Origin of the sequence: Pseudoalteromonas sp. NZS11, from assembly GCF_015864765.1 — a bacterium.
GTDB classification, from domain to species: Bacteria; Pseudomonadota; Gammaproteobacteria; order Enterobacterales; family Alteromonadaceae; genus Pseudoalteromonas; species Pseudoalteromonas arctica.
In genome coordinates this window covers 503,821-525,503 of sequence record NZ_JADYWP010000003.1, presented here as the reverse complement: position 1 = coordinate 525,503, position 21,683 = coordinate 503,821, and the positions used below count along the sequence as shown (strand labels likewise).

Sequence of the window (21,683 nt, the reverse complement as noted above, 5' to 3'; positions counted from 1 at the left end):
AGAGATTTTAAGTAAAAACAAGGCGAATTCACGCGTCAATAGCTGGCCTATTGCAAGTAAATTCAACGCAGTTAGCGCTGAAAATAGCTGCTCGAGATAGATTTATTATCCAGGGTTCAGGTTTTTAGATATTACTTATTGAGTCTTAGACCATGAATCACGAAGACCCACTGTTTGGTTAAATACAACGTTCTCTGATTTAGAATCACGAGAGAAATAACCCGTACGCTCAAACTGAAAGCCCTGCTCTGCTTGTGAATTAGCAAGCGATGGCTCTAATTTAGCGTTTGATAAAACAACCAGTGACTCTGGATTTAATGTTGTTTCAAACTCATCAGCGGCTGCTGGGTTTGGAACACTAAACAAACGATCGTATAAACGAACTTCTGCCGTAATACACTCTGGTGCTGAAACCCAGTGAATAACACCTTTTACTTTACGTCCATCACTTGGATTTTTACCAAATGTTTCAGTATCGTAAGTACAGAATATAGTTGTAATTTCGCCATTTTCGTCTTTCTCAACACGCTGTGCTTTAATAACATAAGCGCCACGCAAACGTACTTCTTTATCAAGCACTAAACGTTTAAACTTGTTATTTGCTTCTTCTTTAAAGTCTTCTCGTTCTATATAGATTTCGCGAGTAAACGGTACATCACGACGACCCATTTCTTCTTTATTTGGGTGGTTAGCCACAGATAAAACCTCAACCTTGTCTGCATCGTAGTTTTCAATAACAACTTTAACAGGATCGAGTACGGCCATTGCACGTGGTGCATTTTCGTTTAGATCTTCACGGATACATGCTTCAAGCATACCCATTTCAACCATATTCTCTTGTTTTGTTACACCAATACGCAAACAAAACTCACGGATTGAACCTGGTGTATAACCACGGCGACGTAGGCCTGCAATTGTAGGCATGCGTGGGTCATCCCACCCTTCTACATGGTTATTTACCACTAAATCGCTTAGCTTACGCTTAGACATAATTGTGTATTCAAGATTTAAACGTGAAAACTCAATTTGCTGTGGGTGACACTCTAAACTAATGTTATCAAGTACCCAGTCGTACAAACGACGGTTATCTTGAAACTCGAGTGTGCATAATGAATGTGTAATACCTTCGAGTGCATCAGAAATACAGTGCGTGAAGTCATACATTGGGTAAATGCACCACTTGTCTGCTGTTTGATGATGATGAGCAAAACGTACGCGATAAATAATTGGATCGCGAAGCACCATAAATGAGCTAGCCATATCAATTTTAGCACGCAGGACACATTCGCCTTCTTTGAATTCGCCAGCACGCATTTTTTCAAATAACGCTAGGTTTTCTTCAACTGATGTATCTCTGTACGGGCTATTTTTACCTGGCTCTTTCAATGTACCACGGTATTGGCGTGCTTCGTCTGCTGTTAAAAAGCAAACGTACGCTAAGCCTTTATTTATAAGCTCAACAGCGTAACCATATAAAGTATCAAAATAGTTAGAAGAATACTTTATATCGCCATCCCAGTTAAAACCTAACCACTGTACGTCTTCTTTTATAGAATTAACGTAGTTAATGTCTTCTTTTTCTGGGTTTGTATCGTCAAAACGTAAGTTACATAAACCGTTATAATCTTTTGCGATGCCAAAATTTAAACAAATTGATTTGGCATGACCAATATGCAAAAAGCCATTTGGTTCAGGTGGAAAACGTGTATGCGTTGTTGCATGCTTTTTACTTGCTAAGTCTTCATCAATTCGGGTTCTAATAAAGTTACTTGGGCGATTCTCAATTTCCGCCATAGGAGTGCAGTCCTCTAAATATTACGTAATAACAAAACTAATGCATTATTACAAAAACATACACTAACATACAGCACTAGATTAAGGTTTATTTTTGATATTGCTTAACTTTAATTCAGCTGAACCATTGTTTATGAATAAAATTTGTTTTAACGCAATATTTAAGTCATCTAAACAGTTTATAGTAGGTAAATAACCTACATTATAAGGATTTAAAGATGGCGACACTTAATCAACATCGTGTATATATTCCAACTAATGCACGCGCTAACCACTACCTTTTAGCTGAAATAACCCCTAATCACGATTTTTATAAAAGCTTTAGTGATATAAATTGCTGCTATGAACGTATTGCACGCCAGCTGTTTGCTTCTTGTGATGAGTATGAGCTTTATAATGTGCACTTATTAGCAAATGATAAACTACCCGTTGTAAGATTTAATGATGAGTCTTATCAATTAGAAACAGATAAACAAATGCTCTTTTTTTATAATCCCCGTTATCACGAAGCGCATAAGATTTATTACACTGAAGGTACACCAAGTAAAAAAATACGCATTCTATTTTTAGCAACAGGCGATGATTTACGAGCCAATTCTGCAGAATTTCATAATAAAGTCCAAAAAGTGTTAGACACTTTACAAGGACAACTCTTAATAAATCAGCCCCAGTTTAAACTACGCGACCATCAACACTTAACGTATGACCTATTTGCTAAAGAAAAAGGCAACAAGGAAAGCTATGGTTACAAATTAAGAAGTCTCTACCCTCGCTACCAATCAAGACAATGCAGCATACCCAATGATTATGCAGAGATGACTTACGCCACTTTTACTATACCGGTTTCGCGCGCTATTAAAACGCAGTTTCAAACACTAATGAACACAAACGATTATGCTAAATTTTATGACTACTTTGCTTATGCATTTATACGGGCGTGTCAAAATAATAACTTAAACCATGGCGCTATGGTTGCTAACGGTGCAACGCCTATTATACGCAACAGTAAAATAGATAAAAGTGAAGGCAATGATGAACTTCAAAAGTTAAGTTTTGATATTGAATCTAATGAAAATCAAATTAAGCACTTTTATGAAGCAAGTAAATTGGTAGAAACGCTGCATTTTGTAGTAGTCGCAACGCAGCAGGATAAACATGAAATGGGCTACGGTCGATTTATGAACCAAGTAGAAAAAACAATCTATACTCTGTGTAATGAGCTGGCTATAAATAAACAACGCCAAGACTTATCTGTACGTTTTTTCCAGCATATTAGTTACCCTTTCTAAATTTTCATCTAATAACAAAAAGGCCCGCATATGCGGGCCTTTTTAAAGAAAAACAAGCGATTACCAGCCTGTTTTCTCTTTAAGTGCTTTACCGATATCAGCAAGTGAACGTACAGTTTTTACGCCCGCAGCTTCTAATGCAGCAAATTTCTCATCAGCAGTACCTTTACCGCCGGCAATGATTGCGCCAGCGTGACCCATACGCTTACCTTCTGGTGCAGTAACACCAGCAATGTAAGATACTACAGGTTTAGTTACGTGAGCTTTGATGTACTCTGCAGCTTCTTCTTCTGCAGTACCACCAATTTCACCAATCATTACGATTGCTTCAGTTTGTGGATCTTTTTCGAACATTTCTAGAACGTCGATAAAGTTAGTACCTGGAATTGGATCACCACCAATACCAACACACGTAGACTGACCAAAACCAGCATCAGTAGTTTGCTTAACTGCTTCGTACGTTAAAGTACCAGAGCGAGAAACAATACCTACTTTACCAGGTTTGTGGATATGACCAGGCATGATACCAATCTTAGTTTGACCAGGAGTAATAACACCTGGGCAGTTAGGACCGATCATACGAGTACCTGTTTGATCTAGTTTGATTTTAACATCAACCATATCAAGTGTAGGGATACCTTCAGTAATACAAACTATTAGCTCGATGCCAGCATCGATAGCTTCTAAGATTGCATCTTTACAGAAAGGAGCTGGTACGTAGATAACTGAAGCAGTTGCGCCAGTTTCTTTTACAGCATCACGAACTGTGTTGAATACAGGAAGACCAAGGTGCGTTTGACCGCCTTTACCTGGGCTAACACCACCAACCATTTGTGTACCGTACTCAAGCGCTTGCTCTGAGTGGAAAGTACCTTGGCCACCAGTGAAACCTTGACAGATAACTTTTGTATCTTTATTGATTAATACAGACATTATTTGCCCTCCGCAGCAGCAACAACTTTTTCAGCAGCGTCTGTTAGTGATTCAGCAGCAATGATATCTAGACCAGAGTTCTTAAGAACTTCACGACCTAATTCAGCATTAGTACCTTCTAAACGTACAACTACTGGTACGGTTACGCCAACTTCTTTAACTGCGCCAATGATGCCTTCAGCAATCATGTCACAACGAACGATGCCGCCAAAGATGTTTACTAAAACAGCTTTAACATTGTCGTCAGAAAGAATGATTTTGAATGCTTCAGAAACACGTTCTTTAGTAGCACCGCCACCAACATCCAAGAAGTTAGCCGGCTTGCCGCCGTGTAGGTTTACGATGTCCATAGTACCCATTGCTAGGCCTGCACCGTTAACCATACAACCAACATTACCGTCTAGGGCAACGTAGTTAAGTTCGAAGCTTGCTGCATGTGCTTCACGAGCATCTTCTTGAGATGGATCGTGGAATTCACGGATTTTAGGTTGACGGTAAAGTGCATTACCATCAATACCGATTTTGCCGTCAAGACAGTGAAGGTTGCCTTCATCTGTAATTACTAACGGGTTGATTTCAAGTAGTGCGAAATCAAAATCAGTGAACATTTTACCAAGACCCATAAAGATCTTAACAAACTGTTTCATTTGTACTGGGTTAAGACCCAATTTGAAACCTAGTTCACGTGCTTGGTAAGCTTGAGGACCTACTAACGGGTCGATCTCTGCTTTGTGGATAAGCTCTGGTGTTTCTTCAGCAACAGTTTCAATTTCAACGCCGCCTTCAGTAGACGCCATGAAAACTACTTTACGAGATGCACGGTCAACTACTGCACCTAGGTACAATTCGTTAGCAATGTCAGTACAGCTTTCTACTAAAATTTTAGCTACTGGCTGGCCTTTCTCGTCTGTTTGGTAAGTAACTAGGTTTTTACCTAACCAGTTAGCTGCAAACGCTTTTACTTCTTCGATAGTTTTAACTAGCTTTACACCGCCAGCTTTACCACGCCCACCTGCGTGAACCTGAGTTTTAACAACCCACATATCGCCGCCAATTTTTTCAGCAGCTGCAGCAGCTTCTTCAGGTGTATCGCAAGCGTAACCTGTAGAAACGGGTAAACCATATTCGGCAAAAAGTTGTTTTGCCTGATACTCATGCAAATTCATGATGCTTTATCCAATTTTTTATACTAAAAGAGCTGAATATTTTTTCAAATAAACAACTATCCCAAATTGCGCACCTAGTATAGATCCCAAGGCTTAACATGAAAACCCCAGTACGACCAAAGGCGCAAAAAAAAAGCTGTGAATGTTCATTCACAGCTTACATTTCATACAACTAGATTAAACATCTAGCAATAAGCGAGTTGGATCTTCAAGTAACTCTTTAATAGTTACTAAGAAACCAACAGATTCTTTACCATCAATGATACGGTGGTCATAAGAAAGTGCTAAATACATCATAGGTAGTATTTCAACTTTACCATTTACAGCCATCGGACGGTCTTGAATTTTATGCATACCCAAGATTGAAGACTGTGGCAAGTTAATGATAGGTGTAGATAGCAATGAACCAAATACGCCACCATTAGTAATAGTGAAATTACCACCCGTCATATCAGCAAGCGTAAGCTTACCATCACGACCTTTAAGTGCTAACTCACGAATACCTTTTTCGATTTCAGCAACAGATAGTTTGTCACAATCTTTAAGTACTGGAGTAACTAAGCCACGTGGAGTAGATACTGCAATGCTGATATCGAAATAGTTATGGTAAACAATATCGTCACCATCAATTGAAGCATTTACATCTGGAAAACGCTTAAGAGCTTCAGTTACAGCTTTCACATAGAAAGACATGAAACCTAAACGAATGCCGTGACGCTTTTCAAACGTTTCTTGATACTGCTTACGAAGGCTCATGATTGGTCCCATGTTCACTTCGTTGAATGTTGTTAACATTGCAGTTGAGTTTTTAGCTTCAAGAAGGCGTGTCGCAATCGTTTTACGTAAACGAGTCATAGGTACACGTTTTTGAGTACGATCGCCCATCGGTGCAGCTGGAGCAGAAGCTTCTGCTTTTTTAGCCGCTGGCGCTGGTGCTTTTAAGAAAGTATCAACGTCTTCTTTAGTTACACGACCATTTTTACCCGTGCCTTTAATTTTAGAAGCGTCTAGGCCTTTCTCAGCAATTAAACGACGAACTGATGGTGTTAACACATCTGAACTTTCGCTTGAATCTGCTGCTGGCGCTGCGTCTGCTTTTGCAGCTGGAGCCGCTGGTGCACCGCCTGCTTTAACCGAACCAATTACTTGCTCGCCTAATACAGTATCGCCTTCGCCATGAATGATATCACCCATGATGCCATCTTCTTGAGCTACTACTTCAAGAACAACTTTATCTGTTTCAATATCTACCAAGTTTTGGTCGCGTGTTACCGCGTCACCTGGTTGTACATGCCATGTAGCAATTGTTGCGTCTGCAACTGATTCTGGAAGTACAGGTACTTTAATATCCACTTCTTTACCTTCTGATGCTGGTGCTGATTGCGCCACTGGCGCGTCTTCTGATTTAGCTGGTGCTGATTCTTCTTTAGTTGAACCTTCACTTGCTGGCGCTGCATCAGCATCACCAAGTAAACCCATAACTTGGTCGCCAAGTACGGTTGCACCTTCTTCTTGTGATATTTCTGTTATTACACCGTCATGCTGTGCAACAACTTCTAAAACCACTTTATCTGTTTCAATGTCTACTAAGTTTTGATCGCGAGTTACTTTGTCGCCAACACTTACATGCCATGTAGCAACGGTAGCATCTGCAACCGACTCAGGAAGAACAGGAACTTTAATTTCTGTGCTCATTGCTTATCCTTTATTTTCTATAGTAAGCGCGTCGGCAACGAGCGCTTGTTGTTCTTTAGTATGTACTGACATGTAACCACACGCTGGTGATGCAGACGCTTTACGTCCTGCATATTTTAATTTAGCACCTTGTGGGATTGCATCAATAAAGTGATGTTGTGAACAGTACCATGCACCTTGGTTTTGTGGCTCTTCTTGACACCATACAAAATCAGTTACGTGTTGGTAGCGCTCTATAATTGTTTGCATTTCATCGTGTGGGAACGGGTATAACTGTTCAACACGTACAATTGCAATATTATCTTGCTCAAGCTTACGACGCTCTTGTAGTAACTCGTAGTAAACTTTACCGCTACAAAATACAACGCGCTCTACTTTCTCAGGGTTAATATCATCAACTTCGTCGATCATATTATGGTAAACACCGTGTGAAAGCTCTTCAAGTGATGAAGTTGCAAGCGGGTGACGAAGTAGCGACTTAGGCGTCATAACAATCAGAGGACGACGAAGTGGTCGAACTGATTGACGACGAAGCATAGCGTAAACTTGCGCCGGCGTTGAAGGAACACATACTTGCATGTTGTGATCAGCACATAGTTGCAAGAAACGCTCTAAGCGCGCTGAACTATGCTCTGGCCCTTGACCTTCGTAGCCATGAGGTAACAAAATTGTAAGCCCACATAAACGGCCCCACTTTTGCTCACCAGAACTTAAGAACTGGTCAAATACAACTTGTGCACCATTGGCGAAGTCACCAAATTGCGCTTCCCATATTACGAGAGACTTAGGTTCAGCGGTAGCATATCCATATTCGAACGCAACGACAGCTTCCTCAGATAAAACAGAATCAAAGACTTCAAATGTGCCTTGATCTTCACTTAAATGCTCTAAAGGAGTGTAAGTTGTACCATCGGATTGACCATGAACAACAGCATGACGATGAAAGAATGTTCCTCGACCTGTGTCTTGTCCTGTTAAACGAATGTCAGTACCTTCAGACGCAATTGTTGCATAGGCAAGAGTCTCTGCCATACCCCAATCAAGTGGTTTTTCACCTGTGGCCATTAGCTTACGATCGTCATAAATCTTTTTAACGCGAGATTGAGCTTTATGTTGTTCTGGGTAAGAAGCTACTTTCTCACCAAGAGCTTTTAGCTTCTCTACAGATACGCTAGCATCGTAGTCAACATTCCATTCATGACCAATATATTTGGCCCACTCAGAAGAATGCGACGTCTCTGGCTGTATTTCTGAAACAACACAGCTGCCTTCATCTAGTGCATCACGGTACTCATCAGCTAAGGCTTTAACTTCTTGTTCAGAAAAAGAGCCTTCAGCAATCAGTTGGTCTGCATAGATTAAACGCGGCACTGGATGCTTTTTAATTTTTTGGTACATGACAGGCTGAGTTGCATTAGGCTCATCAGCTTCATTGTGACCATGGCGACGGTAACAAACTAAATCAATTACTACGTCACGCTTAAACTGATTTCTAAAATCAAGAGCAAGTTGAGTAACAAATGCAACGGCTTCAGGATCATCAGAATTAACATGGAATATTGGAGACTGAACCATTTTAGCAATGTCAGTACAGTATGGCGTTGAGCGAACGTCATCTTGCTTAGAGGTTGTGAAACCTACTTGGTTGTTGACAACAATACGAATACTACCACCACAACTAAACGCATTAGTTTGTGACATGTTAAACGTTTCTTGAACAACACCTTGTCCAGCAATAGCAGAATCACCATGGATGGTAATAGGTAGTGCTTTAATGCCTGACTTATCACCTAAACGGTCGAGACGACCACGCACAGAGCCCATTACAACAGGGTTTACGATTTCTAGGTGAGATGGGTTAAACGCAAGCGCCATGTGTACATTGCCACCTTTGGTAGCAAAGTCAGACGAATAACCCATGTGATATTTAACATCACCAGAACCTAACGTTTCTTTATGTATACCAGCAAATTCATCAAATAATTCTGATGGGTTTTTACCAAGTACATTAACTAAAACGTTTAAACGACCACGGTGAGCCATACCAATAACAGCTTCTTGTTGGCCGCTTTCACCAGCGCGGTGAATAAGCTCTTTAAGCATTGGAACTAACGCATCGCCACCTTCAAGTGAAAAGCGCTTAGCACCAGGGAACTTAGACCCTAAATATTTTTCTAGACCATCTGCTGCAGTAAGCCCTTTAAGGATACGTAGCTTTTCATCTTTTGAGAATTTAGGCCTAGACTGGACAGATTCTAGACGTTGTTGTAACCAACGTTTTTCCTCTGTTGATGTGATGTGCATATACTCAGCGCCAATTGAACCACAATATGTAGTTTTTAGTGCTTGGTATAGTTCACCTAAAGGCATAGTATCGCGCCCTACGGCAAACGATCCTACGTTAAACTCGCGGTCAAAATCACTTGAAGATAGGTCGTGGTACTCTAGCTCTAAATCTCGTACACGCTCTCGTTGCCAAATACCTAATGGATCTAGGTTTGCATTTTGGTGCCCACGAAAACGGAAAGCATTAATAAGTTGTAGAACTTTAACCTGTTTAAGGTCACCGCCACTACCCTCTGCTACCACTACTTCTCTATGCTTGTTTTTTGCAAGCTGTGCAAACTGTGCTCGAACCTCTGAATGTTTTACTTCAACATCCACACCATCAACTTTAGGTAATTGTTCAAACACTTCTCGCCATTCGTCTGGCACAGAAGTCGCATCGTCTAAATACGCTTCATAAAGCTCTTCTACATAAGCAACGTTGCCGCCGTTTAAATGTGAAGATTCTAGCCATGCCTTCATCACACCTTCGTGCATTTATAAGCCCTTTTTTTTAGCGCAGAAATTAATAGTTATTATAACAAGATGGCTAATATAATTTAATATTAGCCATCTTACCTTTACTAAGCTATCAAACCGCTCGGTTTAGTAACATAGATTTGATTTGTCCAATTGCTTTGGTCGGATTAAGACCCTTAGGACAAACGCTAACACAGTTCATGATACTGTGACAACGGAACACACTGAACGCATCGTCTAAATCCGCTAAACGTTCTTCAGTTGCTGTATCTCGGCTATCAGCCAAGAAACGGTAAGCATGAAGAAGGCCTGCTGGACCAATGAACTTGTCTGGATTCCACCAGAACGAAGGACACGATGTTGAACAACATGCACACAAAATACACTCATAAAGCCCATCTAATTTATCACGTTCTTCAATAGTTTGAAGACGTTCGCCTGCTGCAGGCTGATCATTAATTAAATAAGGTTTAACTTTTTCGTACTGAGTGTAGAACTGACTCATGTCAATAACAAGGTCACGAACCACAGGTAAACCTGGTAATGGACGTACTACGATTTTACCTTTGCCATTTTTTTGTAGCGTAGATAAAGGAGTAATACATGCTAAACCATTTTTACCATTCATGTTAACACCATCAGATCCACACACACCTTCACGGCATGAACGACGGAAAGATAATGTAGGATCTTGTTCTTTTAGAAGAATAAGTGCATCCAACACCATCATGTCGTGACCTTCCTCTGTTTGCAAGGTGTATTCTTGCATACGAGGAGCGTTGTCAACATCTGGATTATAACGATAAACTGAAAATTGTACTTGTGCCATCGTCTATCTCCTAGTAAACACGTGCTTTAGGTGGGAAAGCTTCACGCGTTTTAGGCGCATAGTTTACATCACGCTTACTCATTTCATCCGTTACAGGATTGAATACTGAGTGACATAACCAGTTTTCGTCATCACGATCTGGGTAGTCAAAGCGAGAATGTGCACCACGGCTTTCTGTACGGAAGTTTGCAGCTACTGCAGTCGAGTAAGCTGTTTCCATTAAGTTGTCTAGTTCAAGACATTCGATACGCTGCGTATTGAAGTCTGATGATTTATCATCAAGACGAGCATGTTGCAGACGTTCGCGAATTTCTTTAAGTTCTTGAAGACCTGCAGCCATTGAGTCACCTTCACGGAATACCGAGAAGTTAAGCTGCATACATTGTTGTAGGTCTTTTTTGATTTGAACTGGATCTTCACCTTGGCCAGCCGTTGAATTTTCCCAACGATTGTAACGTGCAAGAGACGCTTCTAAGTCTGATTCTGAAGCAGCTTTAGATATTTCAACGTCATTTAGGTACTTACCTAAGAAGTTACCCGCAGCACGACCAAACACAACTAAATCAAGTAATGAGTTACCACCTAAGCGGTTTGCACCGTGTACAGATACACATGCAATCTCACCTACTGCAAATAAACCTTGAACTACTGTTTCGTTGCCTTGAGCATCGATTTGTAGCGCTTGTCCATTTACATTAGTAGGAACACCACCCATCATATAATGACAAGTTGGAATTACTGGAATTGGCTCTTTTGCAGGGTCAACGTGAGCAAATGTTTTAGCAAGGTCACATACGCCAGGAAGACGTAAGTTAAGTGTTTCTTCACCCAAATGGTCAAGTTTTAACTTAAGATGTGGACCCCAAGGACCATCACAACCACGACCTTCACGGATTTCAGTCATCATTGAACGTGCAACAACGTCGCGAGACGCTAAGTCTTTTGCGTTTGGTGCGTAACGTTCCATGAAGCGTTCGCCATCTTTATTTAAAAGATAACCGCCTTCACCACGACAACCTTCAGTTACTAGCGTACCAGCACCTGCGATACCCGTTGGGTGGAACTGCCACATTTCCATGTCTTGCATAGAAATACCAGCACGTGTTGCCATACCAACACCGTCACCAGTGTTAATGTGAGCATTAGTGGTTGATGCAAATATACGACCTGCACCACCAGTAGCTAATACAACAGCTTTAGATTTGAAGAAGGTAACTTCACCTGTCTCAATCTCAATTGCAGTACACCCTACTACATCACCATTATCGTTTTTAACTAAATCAAGTGCATACCATTCAGAGAATACATTTGTTTTGTTTTTAACGTTTTGTTGATATAGAAGGTGTAATAAAGCATGACCAGTACGGTCAGCAGCTGCTGCAGTACGCGCGGCTTGTTCACCACCAAAGTTTTTCGATTGACCACCGAAAGGACGTTGGTAAACACGGCCATTTTCAAAACGAGAAAATGGTAAACCCATGTTTTCTAATTCGGTAATAGCTTCTGGGCCAGTTTGACACATGTATTCAATAGCGTCTTGGTCACCGATAAAATCGGAACCTTTAACGGTATCGTACATATGCCATTCCCAGTTATCTTCGTGTGAATTACCAAGCGCAACCGTAATACCGCCTTGAGCAGATACAGTGTGTGAGCGCGTTGGGAATACTTTAGAAATTAATGCACACGTTTTGCCAGATTCTGTAATTGCTAAAGCAGCGCGCATACCTGCACCACCTGCACCAATTACTACGGCGTCAAATTCACGAACAGAATATTTCACTTAAACACCCCATAATACGATTAGACCAATAGCTACGTAAGCAACGGCCATTAGGTTTAATACAAAACCTAAAACTGCACGAAGCTTTGCGCACTTAACATAGTCTGTAAGAACTTGCCAAAGGCCAATGCGGGTATGAACCATAATGCAAACAAGGGTAATTAACGTAAACCCTTTCATTGCTAGGTTAGAGAAGAGGCCTGTCCAGGCTTCGAAAGTGACTTCTGGCGTCGCTAAAAAATAGCCTATAATAAAAATCGCGTAAGCGCTGATTATTAATGCCGTGGTACGTAAAGATACGAAATCTTGTACACCATCACGTTTTAGAGTTGCTTGATTTAAAACCATATCCACACCCCTGCCAATACGGCAAACACAACACCAAGAGCCATTGAAACTTTAGCGCTGAGGTTACCTGATTCAAGTTCTTCCCAATGTCCCATATCCATAATCATATGACGGATACCACCAATAAGGTGATAACCTAATACAGAAACAGTGCCCCAAGCTATAAATTTGGCAATGAATCCGTTAAACAGACCCTTGACGAATTCAAAACTTTCAGCTGAAGAGAGAGACTCAGACCAAGCCCAAATGACAAACGTTAAAGCAAAAAATAATGCAACACCGGTGACGCGGTGAAAAATTGAAGCTTTAGCCGTTGCCGGCATAGATATAGTTGTTAGATCTAGATTTACAGGTCTTTGCTTTTTCACAGTTACTTGCCCATCTTTGCTCACAGTGGAGCTCATCTACTTGTTTTTCTAAAAACCCACCAAATATTACTGATGGAACTATCAAAATAAACGTACCAAAACAATTAAAGTTCACAAACCTGTAAATTTTAAGCTGTTAAGAATATGTTTACCCAAATACAATACGGTTTAAAACCACCGTTAGTATATATACCCACAGGGCTTTTTACAATTCTTGTTTATTTAGAGATGTTTGCGAATTAGCCAATAGTATTATATTTAATTAATACCGAATATTTATTATACATATATGCATAATGTTTATAAAAATTGACTTTAACCCCCTCTTTCACGTTAAAATGAGAAGATGTGCTTAAAACAGATTTCAGAACTTTAAAATCTAAAAATCAGAATAGATATCTTAATAGGAGATACATAACGATGGCAGATAAAAAAGCCACAGTCCAAATTGATGGACTAGATCCAATCGAACTTCCAATTTATCAAGGCACTGCTGGCCAAGATGTAATCGACGTACGTACGTTAGGTTCACACGGTCACTTTACTTATGACCCAGGTTTCATGTCGACTGGTTCTTGTGAATCTGCAATCACCTATATTGATGGTGGTAAAGGTGTACTACTTCACCGTGGTTACCCAATTGAGCAATTAGCTGAAGACTCAAATTACATTGAACTTTGTTACTTACTTTTAAATGGTGAGTTACCTTCTAAAGAACAATATGAAGTTTTTAAGAATGAAATCACTACAAGCACTATGCTTGACGAGAAGATTGCTAACTTTTTCCAAGGTTTCCGCTTTGACGCTCACCCAATGGCAATGCTTTGTGGCGTAGTAGGTGCATTATCATCTTTCTATCATGAAGACCTTGATATTACTGATGCTGAACAACGTAAAACAAGCGCAGTTAAGCTTGTTGCTAAGTTACCAACAATCGCGGCAATGGCTTATAAAACAAATATCGGCCAACCGTTTGTATACCCACGTAACGATTTAAGCTACGCAGAAAACTTCTTACACATGATGTTCTCTGTACCTGCTGAAGAATATAAAGTTAATCCTGTAACTGCAAAAGCAATGGATAAAATCTTTATGCTTCATGCAGATCATGAACAAAATGCATCAACTTCAACAGTTCGTCTTGCTGGTTCATCTGGTGCTAACCCGTATGCATGTATTGCAGCTGGTATTGCATCTTTATGGGGACCTGCTCACGGCGGCGCTAATGAAGCATGTTTAAACATGTTAGAAGAGATTGGCTCTGTTGACCGTATCGATGAATACGTAGCTAAAGCTAAAGATAAAGCTGACCCGTTCCGCCTTATGGGCTTTGGACACCGTGTTTACAAAAACTTTGACCCACGCGCTACAGTAATGCGTCAAACGTGTCACGAAGTTTTAGCTGAGCTGAACATCCAAGATCCACTTCTTGATATTGCTATGAAGCTTGAGCAAATTGCGCTTGAAGACCCGTACTTTGTAGAGAAAAAACTATACCCTAATGTAGATTTCTACTCTGGTATTATCTTAAAAGCGATTGGTATTCCAACAAGCATGTTCACTGTAATCTTTGCAATGGCACGTACTGTTGGTTGGATCACTCACTGGGATGAGATGCTATCTCAACCTGGTCATAAGATCAGCCGTCCTCGTCAACTTTATACTGGTTACACTCAACGTGACTACGTATCAACTGACAAGCGTTAATTAACGTTGGTTAGTTTAAAAAGGCCGCATTTTGCGGCCTTTTTTATTAACAACACTTGAGAATTATCATAAACCGATTACAATTCCTGCCTTAAAAACACTATGTAGATGAGCCATGCTTGCTTTAAAGTTTGATATAAATAAAATTAGAAACGACTTCCCAACATTAAATCAAACAATAAACGGCTGCCCGCTTGTTTATTTAGACTCAGCAGCAACCTCACAAAAGCCTCAATCAGTTATAGATACAATTACTGAATTCTATACGTTTCAAAACGCTAATGTACACCGTGGACGCCATACACTTAGCGAGCAAGCAACTTATTCATATGAACAAGTACGGGATAAAACTGCACAGTATTTCAATGTATTTAGTAAAGAGATTGTATGGACTAAAGGCGCTACAGAAGCCATTAACTTGGTCGCTAACGGATTAAAAAAGCGCTTAAATGAAAGTCATACCATAATGATATCTCCGCTTGAGCATCATGCAAACATAGTGCCTTGGCAAATAGTGAGTCAACAAACGGGTGCTAAATTAATAGCGCTTCCACTAAATAAAAATGGCACGCTGAACACCAAAGAATGCTGTGAATTTATAAAAGAAACAAAACCTGCCCTATTAGCTATTACACAAGCATCTAACACACTGGGTAATATAACCGATTTAAAACCACTAATTAGAGCTGCAAAAGACGTCAATTCTCTTGTTTTAGTCGATGGTGCACAAGGTGCACTGCATTTAAAACCCGATTTACGTGAATTAAACTGTGACTTTTATGTCTGCTCAAGCCATAAAATGCTCGGCCCAACAGGATTAGGTGTGCTTTATGGTCGATATGAGCAATTAAATACACTTGAGATTTACCAATCAGGTGGGGAAATGATCGATAAAGTGTACTTAACTCACAGTACTTATCGTCCTGCGCCTGCAAAATTTGAAACTGGAACACCAAATATCTCTGGAGTTTTAGGCTTTGGTGCCGCATTAGACTATTTAAATGAATTAGATCACGCAAAAATTCAGCAATATGAGCAAAAATTGTTTAGTTATGCAGCTCAAAAATTGGTAAAGGTTGATGGTATTACAATATACAGCAACCTATCTGACAATATTGGTACACTCTGCTTCAACTTAAATGATGAACATCCTTATGATTTGGCAACTTTACTTGACGGGTACGGGGTTGCAGTAAGGAGTGGACACCATTGTACACAGCCATTAATGACACATTTAGGGCTTAATGGAACGCTAAGAGCGAGCTTTTGTTTTTATAATACCTATGAAGATGTAGATATATTCATTGATTCACTTAAAAAATGTATCGCTTTACTGGACTAAACGTCACTTTAATAGAATTAATTAGGATAACTCATGACAAATACGTTTAACAAAGTCACAGAATCTATAAAAAATGCGCCCGCTTGGCAGCAAAAATATCGTGAGATAATGCTTTTAGGAAAAACTTTACCTGTTTTAGCTGATGTTTTGAAAACTGATGATGCACTTGTACCTGGCTGTGAAAGCAAAGTATGGATGTTTGTTGAATTTGATTTAACAGAAAATACACTTGTTGTAATTGGTGACTCAGATACACGTATAGTAAAAGGATTATTAGCCATTATTTTAGCGCTTTACAATGGCCTCACACCAGAGCAAGTAGTGAATAAAAATGCGTATGAAGAATTTGAAAAGCTCGGTCTTATAAGCCACTTAAGCGCATCACGTGGTAATGGTATTAAAGCCATGGTTGATAAAATACAAACCATGGCACAACACAAGCTTAGTTAACGAAAACTAAGCTTGCGAGCGTTGTTTTTTATCTAGATATTTACGCACCGCTTTTGCCGCAACAAAAAAGCCGAAGCTTCCTGTGATCATAGTCACAGATCCAAAACCATTATTACAGTCCATATTCATCGTGCCATCAGCACTTTGCTTTGCATGACATACGCTGCCATCGCTTCCTGGGTAAACCAATTGCTCTGTTGAGTAAACACAATCAATATTAAACTTACGTTTAGGATTATTACTAAAATTATACTGCTTACGCAAAATATAACGTACTTTTGCAAGCAATGGGTCTTGCGTAGTTTTGGCTACATCACCAAAAGTTATTTGGCTAGGATCTGTTTGCCCGCCAGCACCACCAGTTGTAATTATAGGTAGTTTATTACGTTTACAGTGAGCAATTAATGCTGCTTTTTCTTTAACTGCATCAATACAATCAATTACATAATCAAAACCTTGAATATGCTCTTGAATATTATCAAGCGTAATAAAATCATCTATCACATTAATTTGGCACTGTGGATTAATAAGCTCGCAGCGCGCTTTCATTGCATCTACTTTAGCTTGACCAATAGTGCCCGTTAACGCATGAATTTGTCTATTGACGTTAGTCGCGCAAATATCATCCAAATCAATCAATGTTATTTTACCAACACCTGTACGTGCAAGTGCTTCAGCCGCCCAGCTTCCTACACCACCAATACCTACTACACAAAAGTGTGCTTCTTGAAGCCAATCAAATTGTTGATGACCATACAAACGCTTAATTCCACCAAAACGTATATCTGTAACTTTTTCGCTCATTTACCAATCCAGTTGCCATGGCGATTGCCATGCTTGAAAATCTTGATGTTTAATTAACGCCAAATACTCATCACCATTATCGGGTAATAAAGTTAGCTGTATTTGTTCACCTTGCCATAAAAAGCTCAACGCATATGCATGTAAATAGGTACGATTTGAAGACGTACCTGCATACATTGCATCGCCTAAAATAGGTGAGCCAACACTTTTTAGTGCCACTCTTAATTGATGCGTCTTTCCTGAGTAAGGTTTTAAAATATACCCTCTAAACCCAGGCTTATAGCTTTGCGAATAAAATCGGGTGATTGCAGGGTTAAGCTTACTCGTTAGTAACTTAAACGAGCCACGGCGAGATTTAGCCATATCGCCTTTAATCCAACCTTGCTTCTTTTTTGGTTTAGCATCACTAATCGCTAAATAAAATTTAGCGATAGCATGCTCGGTAAACATAACAGTAAAGCTGGCCGCAGCGGCTTTGTTTCTAGCTAAAATAATAAGCCCTGATGTCACTTTATCTAAACGGTGAACGGCATAAAGCTTTTGAGATAATTGTTGTTCAGCTAAAACAACAAAGCCGGGACCATCTTCTGAATGAAAATTAAGACCCGCTGGCTTTTCTAAAATATAAAAATCGTTATGTGTAAAAATGATTTTTAATATTTTACTTACTTGCTCACTCACGCGTTTGTACTTTTAATATGCGCTATCACCTTCGCTAAGTCATCGGGCGTATCGACACCTGCATGAGGGGCTATTTGAGCTTGTTCTATTTTGATTTTATAACCATGATACAACACACGTAACTGCTCAAGCGATTCAAGTAGCTCAAGTGGCGATACGCTCAATTCTATATATTGTTTAATAAAACCCGCTCTGTACGCATAAATACCTACGTGGCGCTGAAATGGCGCTAAATTAAGAGCACTGCTGTCATTCATCATTGTGCTTCTATCAAACGGAATACTTGCACGAGAAAAATACAGCGCATTTTTATTTATATCGCTAACCACTTTAACGGCATTAGGATTAAATACTTCATCAAGCTCTTCGATAGCAACACTTAACGTTGCCATTGGTGCTGTTGAATCACTTAATAGTGCAGCAACTTGGGATACATTTTCTGGCGCAAGTAAGGGCTCATCGCCTTGTACATTAACCACAATTGTATTGCTGTCGAGATCAAGTAAATCAACTACTTCGGCTAAACGCTCAGTACCCGATTGGTGATCTTCGCGAGTCATTACAACATCACTAGTAAATAAACTTACTGCATCAAACACTTTTTGATGATCGGTTGCTATAACCACTTTACTTGCACCTGATAAACATGCTTTTTCGTAAACATGTTGAACCATTGGCTTACCGCAAATATCAGCAAGCGGCTTACCAGGTAGTCGGGTTGATGCAAAACGTGCAGGAATTACAACTACGAATTCCACTTTTCAACCTCTTCTAAAGATAACTCACGTGCTTCGTTTTCAAGCAATACTGGAATATCATCTTGAACGGGGTAAGCAAGCTTAGCTGCAGTACTAATTAGTTCGTTGTTTTCTCTATCAAAGCGTAATTTACCCTTACAAACTGGGCAGGCAATTATCTCGAGTAATTTTGTATCAAAGGCCATTGAGTATTCCTTTTTCTTTTAATAATGAATTTAATGTGTTTATTACGCTATCGGAAGGCTCTGCATCTACAGGTAAATAATACCAATTAGGTTTTGCAAAGGACTTACATTTAACCGCGTCTTTTTCGGTCATTATAATGCAATCATCACCAAACTGAATAAAATCATCTGCTGTATAAGCATAATGATCTCTAAAGTGATGAGTCGACAATAGCTTAATATTTTGTGCTTCTAATGAGTTTTCAAACCGTTTAGGGTTCCCAATTGCACTTATTGCATGCGCCTCGCTTACGTTACTTTTTGCATCATCACTTGAATTAACTAAGCGAAGGTTACTTACTTGCAGCACGTAGCTATTATTAGCCTCACCGCCATTTTCAATTACTATATCAACACTTTGTAAGCGTTTAGTTGTTTCGCGTAGTGGCCCTGCGGGCATAACAAAACCATTACCAAAGCGGCGTTCACTATCAACAATACAACACTCAATGCTACGAGGCATTTTATAATGCTGCATCCCATCATCAGAAATAATGACATCTAGCGTATAATTTTTTTCTAATAAATCGATATTGTGTTGTCTATTAGGGCCAACTGCTATTGGGCACTTTAAACGATGGTATAAAAGTACAGGCTCATCTCCAGCCTGTTGGGCGTCAACAACTGAAGTGACTAACAGCGGGTAATTATCTGATTGCCCACCATAACCTCTACTAATAATACCCACTGATAAACCTTGCTGTGTTAAATGACTATACAGCCACAAAACAAAAGGCGTTTTACCATTACCGCCAACGCTTATATTGCCAACTACAATTACAGGCGTTTTGCACTCAAAAGATTTAAGTATTTTAGCGCTGTATAAGTATTTTCGAAATGACGATACAACCCAAAACAAAGCACTTAATGGTAATAACAGTAAAGTAATTAGACCAAATGGTTTATACCAGCTTTGCTCTATTTTGCTCACGCCTGATCACCAAACTGCATTTTGCAAAGTGCTGAATAAGTACCGTCATTTGCTAATAAGCTACTATGATCGCCACTTTCTATCACACGACCGTTATCAATAACATAAATTCGGTCACTGTTTTCAATAGTAGATAAGCGATGTGCTATAACAATAGAGGTTTTATCTTTCATTAGCGTTTCTAACGCTTGCTGAATAAGCTTTTCTGATTCGGTATCAAGTGCTGATGTTGCCTCATCTAAAATCAAAATAGGTGCATCTTTTAATATTGCACGCGCTATCGCTATTCGCTGGCGTTGACCACCTGAGAGCATTACCCCATTTTCGCCTACCATGGTGTTTAATTGCTCAGGCAGGTCTTTAACAAATTCCCACACGTGCGCTTGTTTGGCAACTTGCTCTAACTCTGCAACAGACACATCGTGCTTTATGCCATAACAAATATTATTGGCAATCGTATCGTTAAATAACACAACCTGCTGAGAGACTAAAGCAAATTGGCGACGCAGATCAGTTAATTTATAGTCCTGCAGTGCTATGCCATCAAGTAAAATTTCACTCGGTAGTTCTAAATCATAATAGCGGGGTAACAAGTTAGAAATTGTTGACTTACCAGAGCCTGAGCGACCTACTAAGGCAATACTTTCACCCGCCTCAATCGTTAGCGACAAATCGTTTAATACGGCTTCATCTTTAGTTGGGTACTTAAAGGTTACGTTCTTAACTTCAATTAAACCTTTAACTTTATCAACCGAAACAGTGCCTGTATCTTTTTCCATTTCTTCGTCTAAAACTAAAAATATACTTTGCGCTGCAGAGATACCACGTTGCATATCACTATTCACATTGGCAAGTTGTTTTAGCGGACGTAATAACATCATCATTGAGGCAATTAATGCCATGAAGTCACCAGATGTAATCGTATCAATCATTGATGGCAACGACACCGCCCACAAAATAACTGCCATGGCACTTGCCGCTAAAATTTGAATTATAGACACACTAAGCGCTTTAGTTGCGTCCATTTTGATACGTTGCTGACGATTATGATTATTAATTTTCGAGAAGTGATTAATCTCTTGATCTTGACCACCAAAACCATGAATAACTTTATGTCCGCTCAGCATTTGTTCTGAGCTACGGGTAACTTGCCCCATGGCAGATTGAATGTTTTTAGAAATGTGGCGAAAACGTTTAGAGACGACGGCGACAATAATAGCAACAAGTGGGATGATCACTAAAAATATCAGTGATAGTTGCCAACTGGTATAGAACATTACCGCAAGTAAAAATACAACAAATGCCCCTTCACGTACAACTATTAGCAAGGCTTTAGTAATCGCCTGTTGAACTTGTTCTGTATCAAATGTGATTTTTGAAATTAAATCTCCCGTTGAGTTTTTGTCATGAAAAGAAACGGGTAAGTGCAATATGTGCTCAAATAACTCTTGGCGTAAAGAACGTACAACTTGGGAGCCTACATAACTTAAGCAGTAGGAAGACATAAAGTTAAAAACACCACGCCCTAGAACTAACGCGATAACGACAAAAGGAGCGTACTTTAAAACTTCTGTATTACGCTGGTTCAAACCTTGATCAATAAACGGCTTCATTAATTGAATAAATAAAGCATCCATTGCTGAATAGCCTATCATCCCAATAATTGCGACAAATGCGACGCTTTTGTAGGTGCCAACATACGAGACAAGTCGTTTATAAATTTGTGTAGTACTTTGATCCATAACACTCTCTAAATACAGTAACAACCTGTATTGT

19 protein-coding genes are annotated in these 21,683 nt (G+C 39.7%); 4 read left to right on the top strand and 15 right to left on the bottom strand.

The window, feature by feature from the left end:
• Nucleotides 1-135 precede the first annotated feature (135 nt).
• Nucleotides 136-1,794: a glutamine--tRNA ligase gene (gene glnS, locus I6E82_RS09355; RefSeq protein ID WP_197117672.1), complete on the bottom strand. Its 1,659-nt coding sequence runs from the start codon at nucleotides 1,792-1,794 to the stop codon at nucleotides 136-138.
• 218 nt (nucleotides 1,795-2,012) lie between these two features.
• On the opposite strand from glnS, the gene I6E82_RS09350 reads away from it, so the two are divergent.
• On the top strand, nucleotides 2,013-3,083 hold the full coding sequence (locus I6E82_RS09350) for a DUF3083 family protein (protein WP_024592581.1): 1,071 nt from the start codon (nucleotides 2,013-2,015) through the stop codon (nucleotides 3,081-3,083).
• Nucleotides 3,084-3,143: 60 nt separating this feature from the next.
• On the opposite strand, the gene sucD is transcribed toward I6E82_RS09350, so the two are convergent.
• The 8 genes from sucD to sdhC all read right to left on the bottom strand — a co-directional run bounded on the left by sucD (nucleotide 3,144) and on the right by sdhC (nucleotide 13,010).
• The gene (sucD, locus tag I6E82_RS09345; protein WP_010552674.1) at nucleotides 3,144-4,016 is read right to left on the bottom strand and encodes a succinate--CoA ligase subunit alpha; all 873 of its coding nucleotides are present in this window, start codon (nucleotides 4,014-4,016) and stop codon (nucleotides 3,144-3,146) included.
• On the bottom strand, nucleotides 4,016-5,182 hold the full coding sequence (sucC, locus tag I6E82_RS09340; protein WP_007586870.1) for an ADP-forming succinate--CoA ligase subunit beta: 1,167 nt from the start codon (nucleotides 5,180-5,182) through the stop codon (nucleotides 4,016-4,018). Before sucC ends, sucD begins: the two co-directional genes overlap by 1 nt.
• Nucleotides 5,183-5,359: 177 nt before the next feature.
• Complete coding sequence (gene odhB, locus I6E82_RS09335; RefSeq protein WP_007586871.1) at nucleotides 5,360-6,877, bottom strand: 2-oxoglutarate dehydrogenase complex dihydrolipoyllysine-residue succinyltransferase; 1,518 nt, start codon at nucleotides 6,875-6,877, stop codon at nucleotides 5,360-5,362.
• A 3-nt stretch (nucleotides 6,878-6,880) separates the two neighbouring features.
• Nucleotides 6,881-9,700, bottom strand: coding sequence for a 2-oxoglutarate dehydrogenase E1 component (gene sucA, locus I6E82_RS09330; protein WP_010552673.1), 2,820 nt, complete (start codon nucleotides 9,698-9,700; stop codon nucleotides 6,881-6,883).
• A 94-nt stretch (nucleotides 9,701-9,794) separates the two neighbouring features.
• On the bottom strand, nucleotides 9,795-10,511 hold the full coding sequence (locus I6E82_RS09325) for a succinate dehydrogenase iron-sulfur subunit (protein WP_007375751.1): 717 nt from the start codon (nucleotides 10,509-10,511) through the stop codon (nucleotides 9,795-9,797).
• A gap of 10 nt (nucleotides 10,512-10,521) precedes the next feature.
• Complete coding sequence (gene sdhA / locus I6E82_RS09320; RefSeq protein ID WP_007375750.1) at nucleotides 10,522-12,294, bottom strand: succinate dehydrogenase flavoprotein subunit; 1,773 nt, start codon at nucleotides 12,292-12,294, stop codon at nucleotides 10,522-10,524.
• Nucleotides 12,295-12,642: a succinate dehydrogenase, hydrophobic membrane anchor protein gene (gene sdhD, locus I6E82_RS09315; protein ID WP_007586873.1), complete on the bottom strand. Its 348-nt coding sequence runs from the start codon at nucleotides 12,640-12,642 to the stop codon at nucleotides 12,295-12,297.
• Nucleotides 12,633-13,010 carry a succinate dehydrogenase, cytochrome b556 subunit gene (gene sdhC / locus I6E82_RS09310; protein ID WP_076914908.1) on the bottom strand — a complete coding sequence of 126 codons (378 nt, stop codon included), beginning with the start codon at nucleotides 13,008-13,010 and terminating at the stop codon, nucleotides 12,633-12,635. The genes sdhD and sdhC overlap by 10 nt, the downstream gene beginning before the upstream one ends.
• Before the next feature lie 420 nt (nucleotides 13,011-13,430).
• Here sdhC and I6E82_RS09305 point away from each other — a divergent pair, with 420 nt between their 5' ends.
• The 3 genes from I6E82_RS09305 (at nucleotide 13,431) to I6E82_RS09295 (ending at nucleotide 16,509) form a co-directional block, all read left to right on the top strand.
• Nucleotides 13,431-14,717, top strand: coding sequence for a citrate synthase (locus I6E82_RS09305; protein ID WP_007586875.1), 1,287 nt, complete (start codon nucleotides 13,431-13,433; stop codon nucleotides 14,715-14,717).
• 115 nt (nucleotides 14,718-14,832) lie between these two features.
• Nucleotides 14,833-16,059, top strand: a complete 1,227-nt coding sequence (locus I6E82_RS09300) for a SufS family cysteine desulfurase (RefSeq protein WP_197117670.1) — start codon at nucleotides 14,833-14,835, stop codon at nucleotides 16,057-16,059.
• A 33-nt stretch (nucleotides 16,060-16,092) separates the two neighbouring features.
• The gene (locus I6E82_RS09295) at nucleotides 16,093-16,509 is read left to right on the top strand and encodes a SufE family protein (protein WP_008172666.1); all 417 of its coding nucleotides are present in this window, start codon (nucleotides 16,093-16,095) and stop codon (nucleotides 16,507-16,509) included.
• 6 nt (nucleotides 16,510-16,515) lie between these two features.
• Here the strand turns inward: I6E82_RS09295 and tcdA are convergent, their stop codons facing one another.
• From tcdA to msbA, 6 genes are read right to left on the bottom strand one after another with little or no spacing between them, the layout of a single operon-like run.
• Nucleotides 16,516-17,313 carry a tRNA cyclic N6-threonylcarbamoyladenosine(37) synthase TcdA gene (gene tcdA / locus I6E82_RS09290; protein WP_197117668.1) on the bottom strand — a complete coding sequence of 266 codons (798 nt, stop codon included), beginning with the start codon at nucleotides 17,311-17,313 and terminating at the stop codon, nucleotides 16,516-16,518.
• Nucleotides 17,314-17,994, bottom strand: a complete 681-nt coding sequence (locus I6E82_RS09285; RefSeq protein ID WP_197117665.1) for a TIGR01621 family pseudouridine synthase — start codon at nucleotides 17,992-17,994, stop codon at nucleotides 17,314-17,316. It lies immediately after the preceding gene.
• A complete protein-coding gene (gene kdsB, locus I6E82_RS09280) occupies nucleotides 17,991-18,752 on the bottom strand; it encodes a 3-deoxy-manno-octulosonate cytidylyltransferase (protein ID WP_197117663.1) in 762 nt (253 codons plus the stop codon). The genes I6E82_RS09285 and kdsB overlap by 4 nt, the downstream gene beginning before the upstream one ends.
• Nucleotides 18,740-18,937 carry a Trm112 family protein gene (locus I6E82_RS09275; protein WP_002961789.1) on the bottom strand — a complete coding sequence of 66 codons (198 nt, stop codon included), beginning with the start codon at nucleotides 18,935-18,937 and terminating at the stop codon, nucleotides 18,740-18,742. Before I6E82_RS09275 ends, kdsB begins: the two co-directional genes overlap by 13 nt.
• Nucleotides 18,927-19,907, bottom strand: coding sequence for a tetraacyldisaccharide 4'-kinase (gene lpxK, locus I6E82_RS09270; RefSeq protein WP_024594729.1), 981 nt, complete (start codon nucleotides 19,905-19,907; stop codon nucleotides 18,927-18,929). Before lpxK ends, I6E82_RS09275 begins: the two co-directional genes overlap by 11 nt.
• Entirely contained in the window at nucleotides 19,904-21,649 is a 1,746-nt protein-coding gene (msbA, locus tag I6E82_RS09265; RefSeq protein ID WP_010552665.1) for a lipid A export permease/ATP-binding protein MsbA, read from the bottom strand. The genes lpxK and msbA overlap by 4 nt, the downstream gene beginning before the upstream one ends.
• Nucleotides 21,650-21,683: the final 34 nt, after the last annotated feature.

Bases quoted from the DNA above. Each gene is read 5' to 3' on its own strand.
- msbA (WP_010552665.1), bottom strand. From the start codon at position 21,649: ATGGATCAAAGTACTACACAAATTTATAAACGACTTGTCTCGTATGTT.
- I6E82_RS09300 (WP_197117670.1), top strand. From the start codon at position 14,833: ATGCTTGCTTTAAAGTTTGATATAAATAAAATTAGAAACGACTTCCCA.
- sucA (WP_010552673.1), bottom strand. From the start codon at position 9,700: ATGCACGAAGGTGTGATGAAGGCATGGCTAGAATCTTCACATTTAAAC.
- tcdA (WP_197117668.1), bottom strand. From the start codon at position 17,313: ATGAGCGAAAAAGTTACAGATATACGTTTTGGTGGAATTAAGCGTTTG.
- I6E82_RS09295 (WP_008172666.1), top strand. From the start codon at position 16,093: ATGACAAATACGTTTAACAAAGTCACAGAATCTATAAAAAATGCGCCC.
- odhB (WP_007586871.1), bottom strand. From the start codon at position 6,877: ATGAGCACAGAAATTAAAGTTCCTGTTCTTCCTGAGTCGGTTGCAGAT.
- sdhD (WP_007586873.1), bottom strand. From the start codon at position 12,642: ATGGTTTTAAATCAAGCAACTCTAAAACGTGATGGTGTACAAGATTTC.
- I6E82_RS09275 (WP_002961789.1), bottom strand. From the start codon at position 18,937: ATGGCCTTTGATACAAAATTACTCGAGATAATTGCCTGCCCAGTTTGT.
- sucC (WP_007586870.1), bottom strand. From the start codon at position 5,182: ATGAATTTGCATGAGTATCAGGCAAAACAACTTTTTGCCGAATATGGT.
- sucD (WP_010552674.1), bottom strand. From the start codon at position 4,016: ATGTCTGTATTAATCAATAAAGATACAAAAGTTATCTGTCAAGGTTTC.
- I6E82_RS09305 (WP_007586875.1), top strand. From the start codon at position 13,431: ATGGCAGATAAAAAAGCCACAGTCCAAATTGATGGACTAGATCCAATC.
- I6E82_RS09325 (WP_007375751.1), bottom strand. From the start codon at position 10,511: ATGGCACAAGTACAATTTTCAGTTTATCGTTATAATCCAGATGTTGAC.
- I6E82_RS09350 (WP_024592581.1), top strand. From the start codon at position 2,013: ATGGCGACACTTAATCAACATCGTGTATATATTCCAACTAATGCACGC.
- glnS (WP_197117672.1), bottom strand. From the start codon at position 1,794: ATGGCGGAAATTGAGAATCGCCCAAGTAACTTTATTAGAACCCGAATT.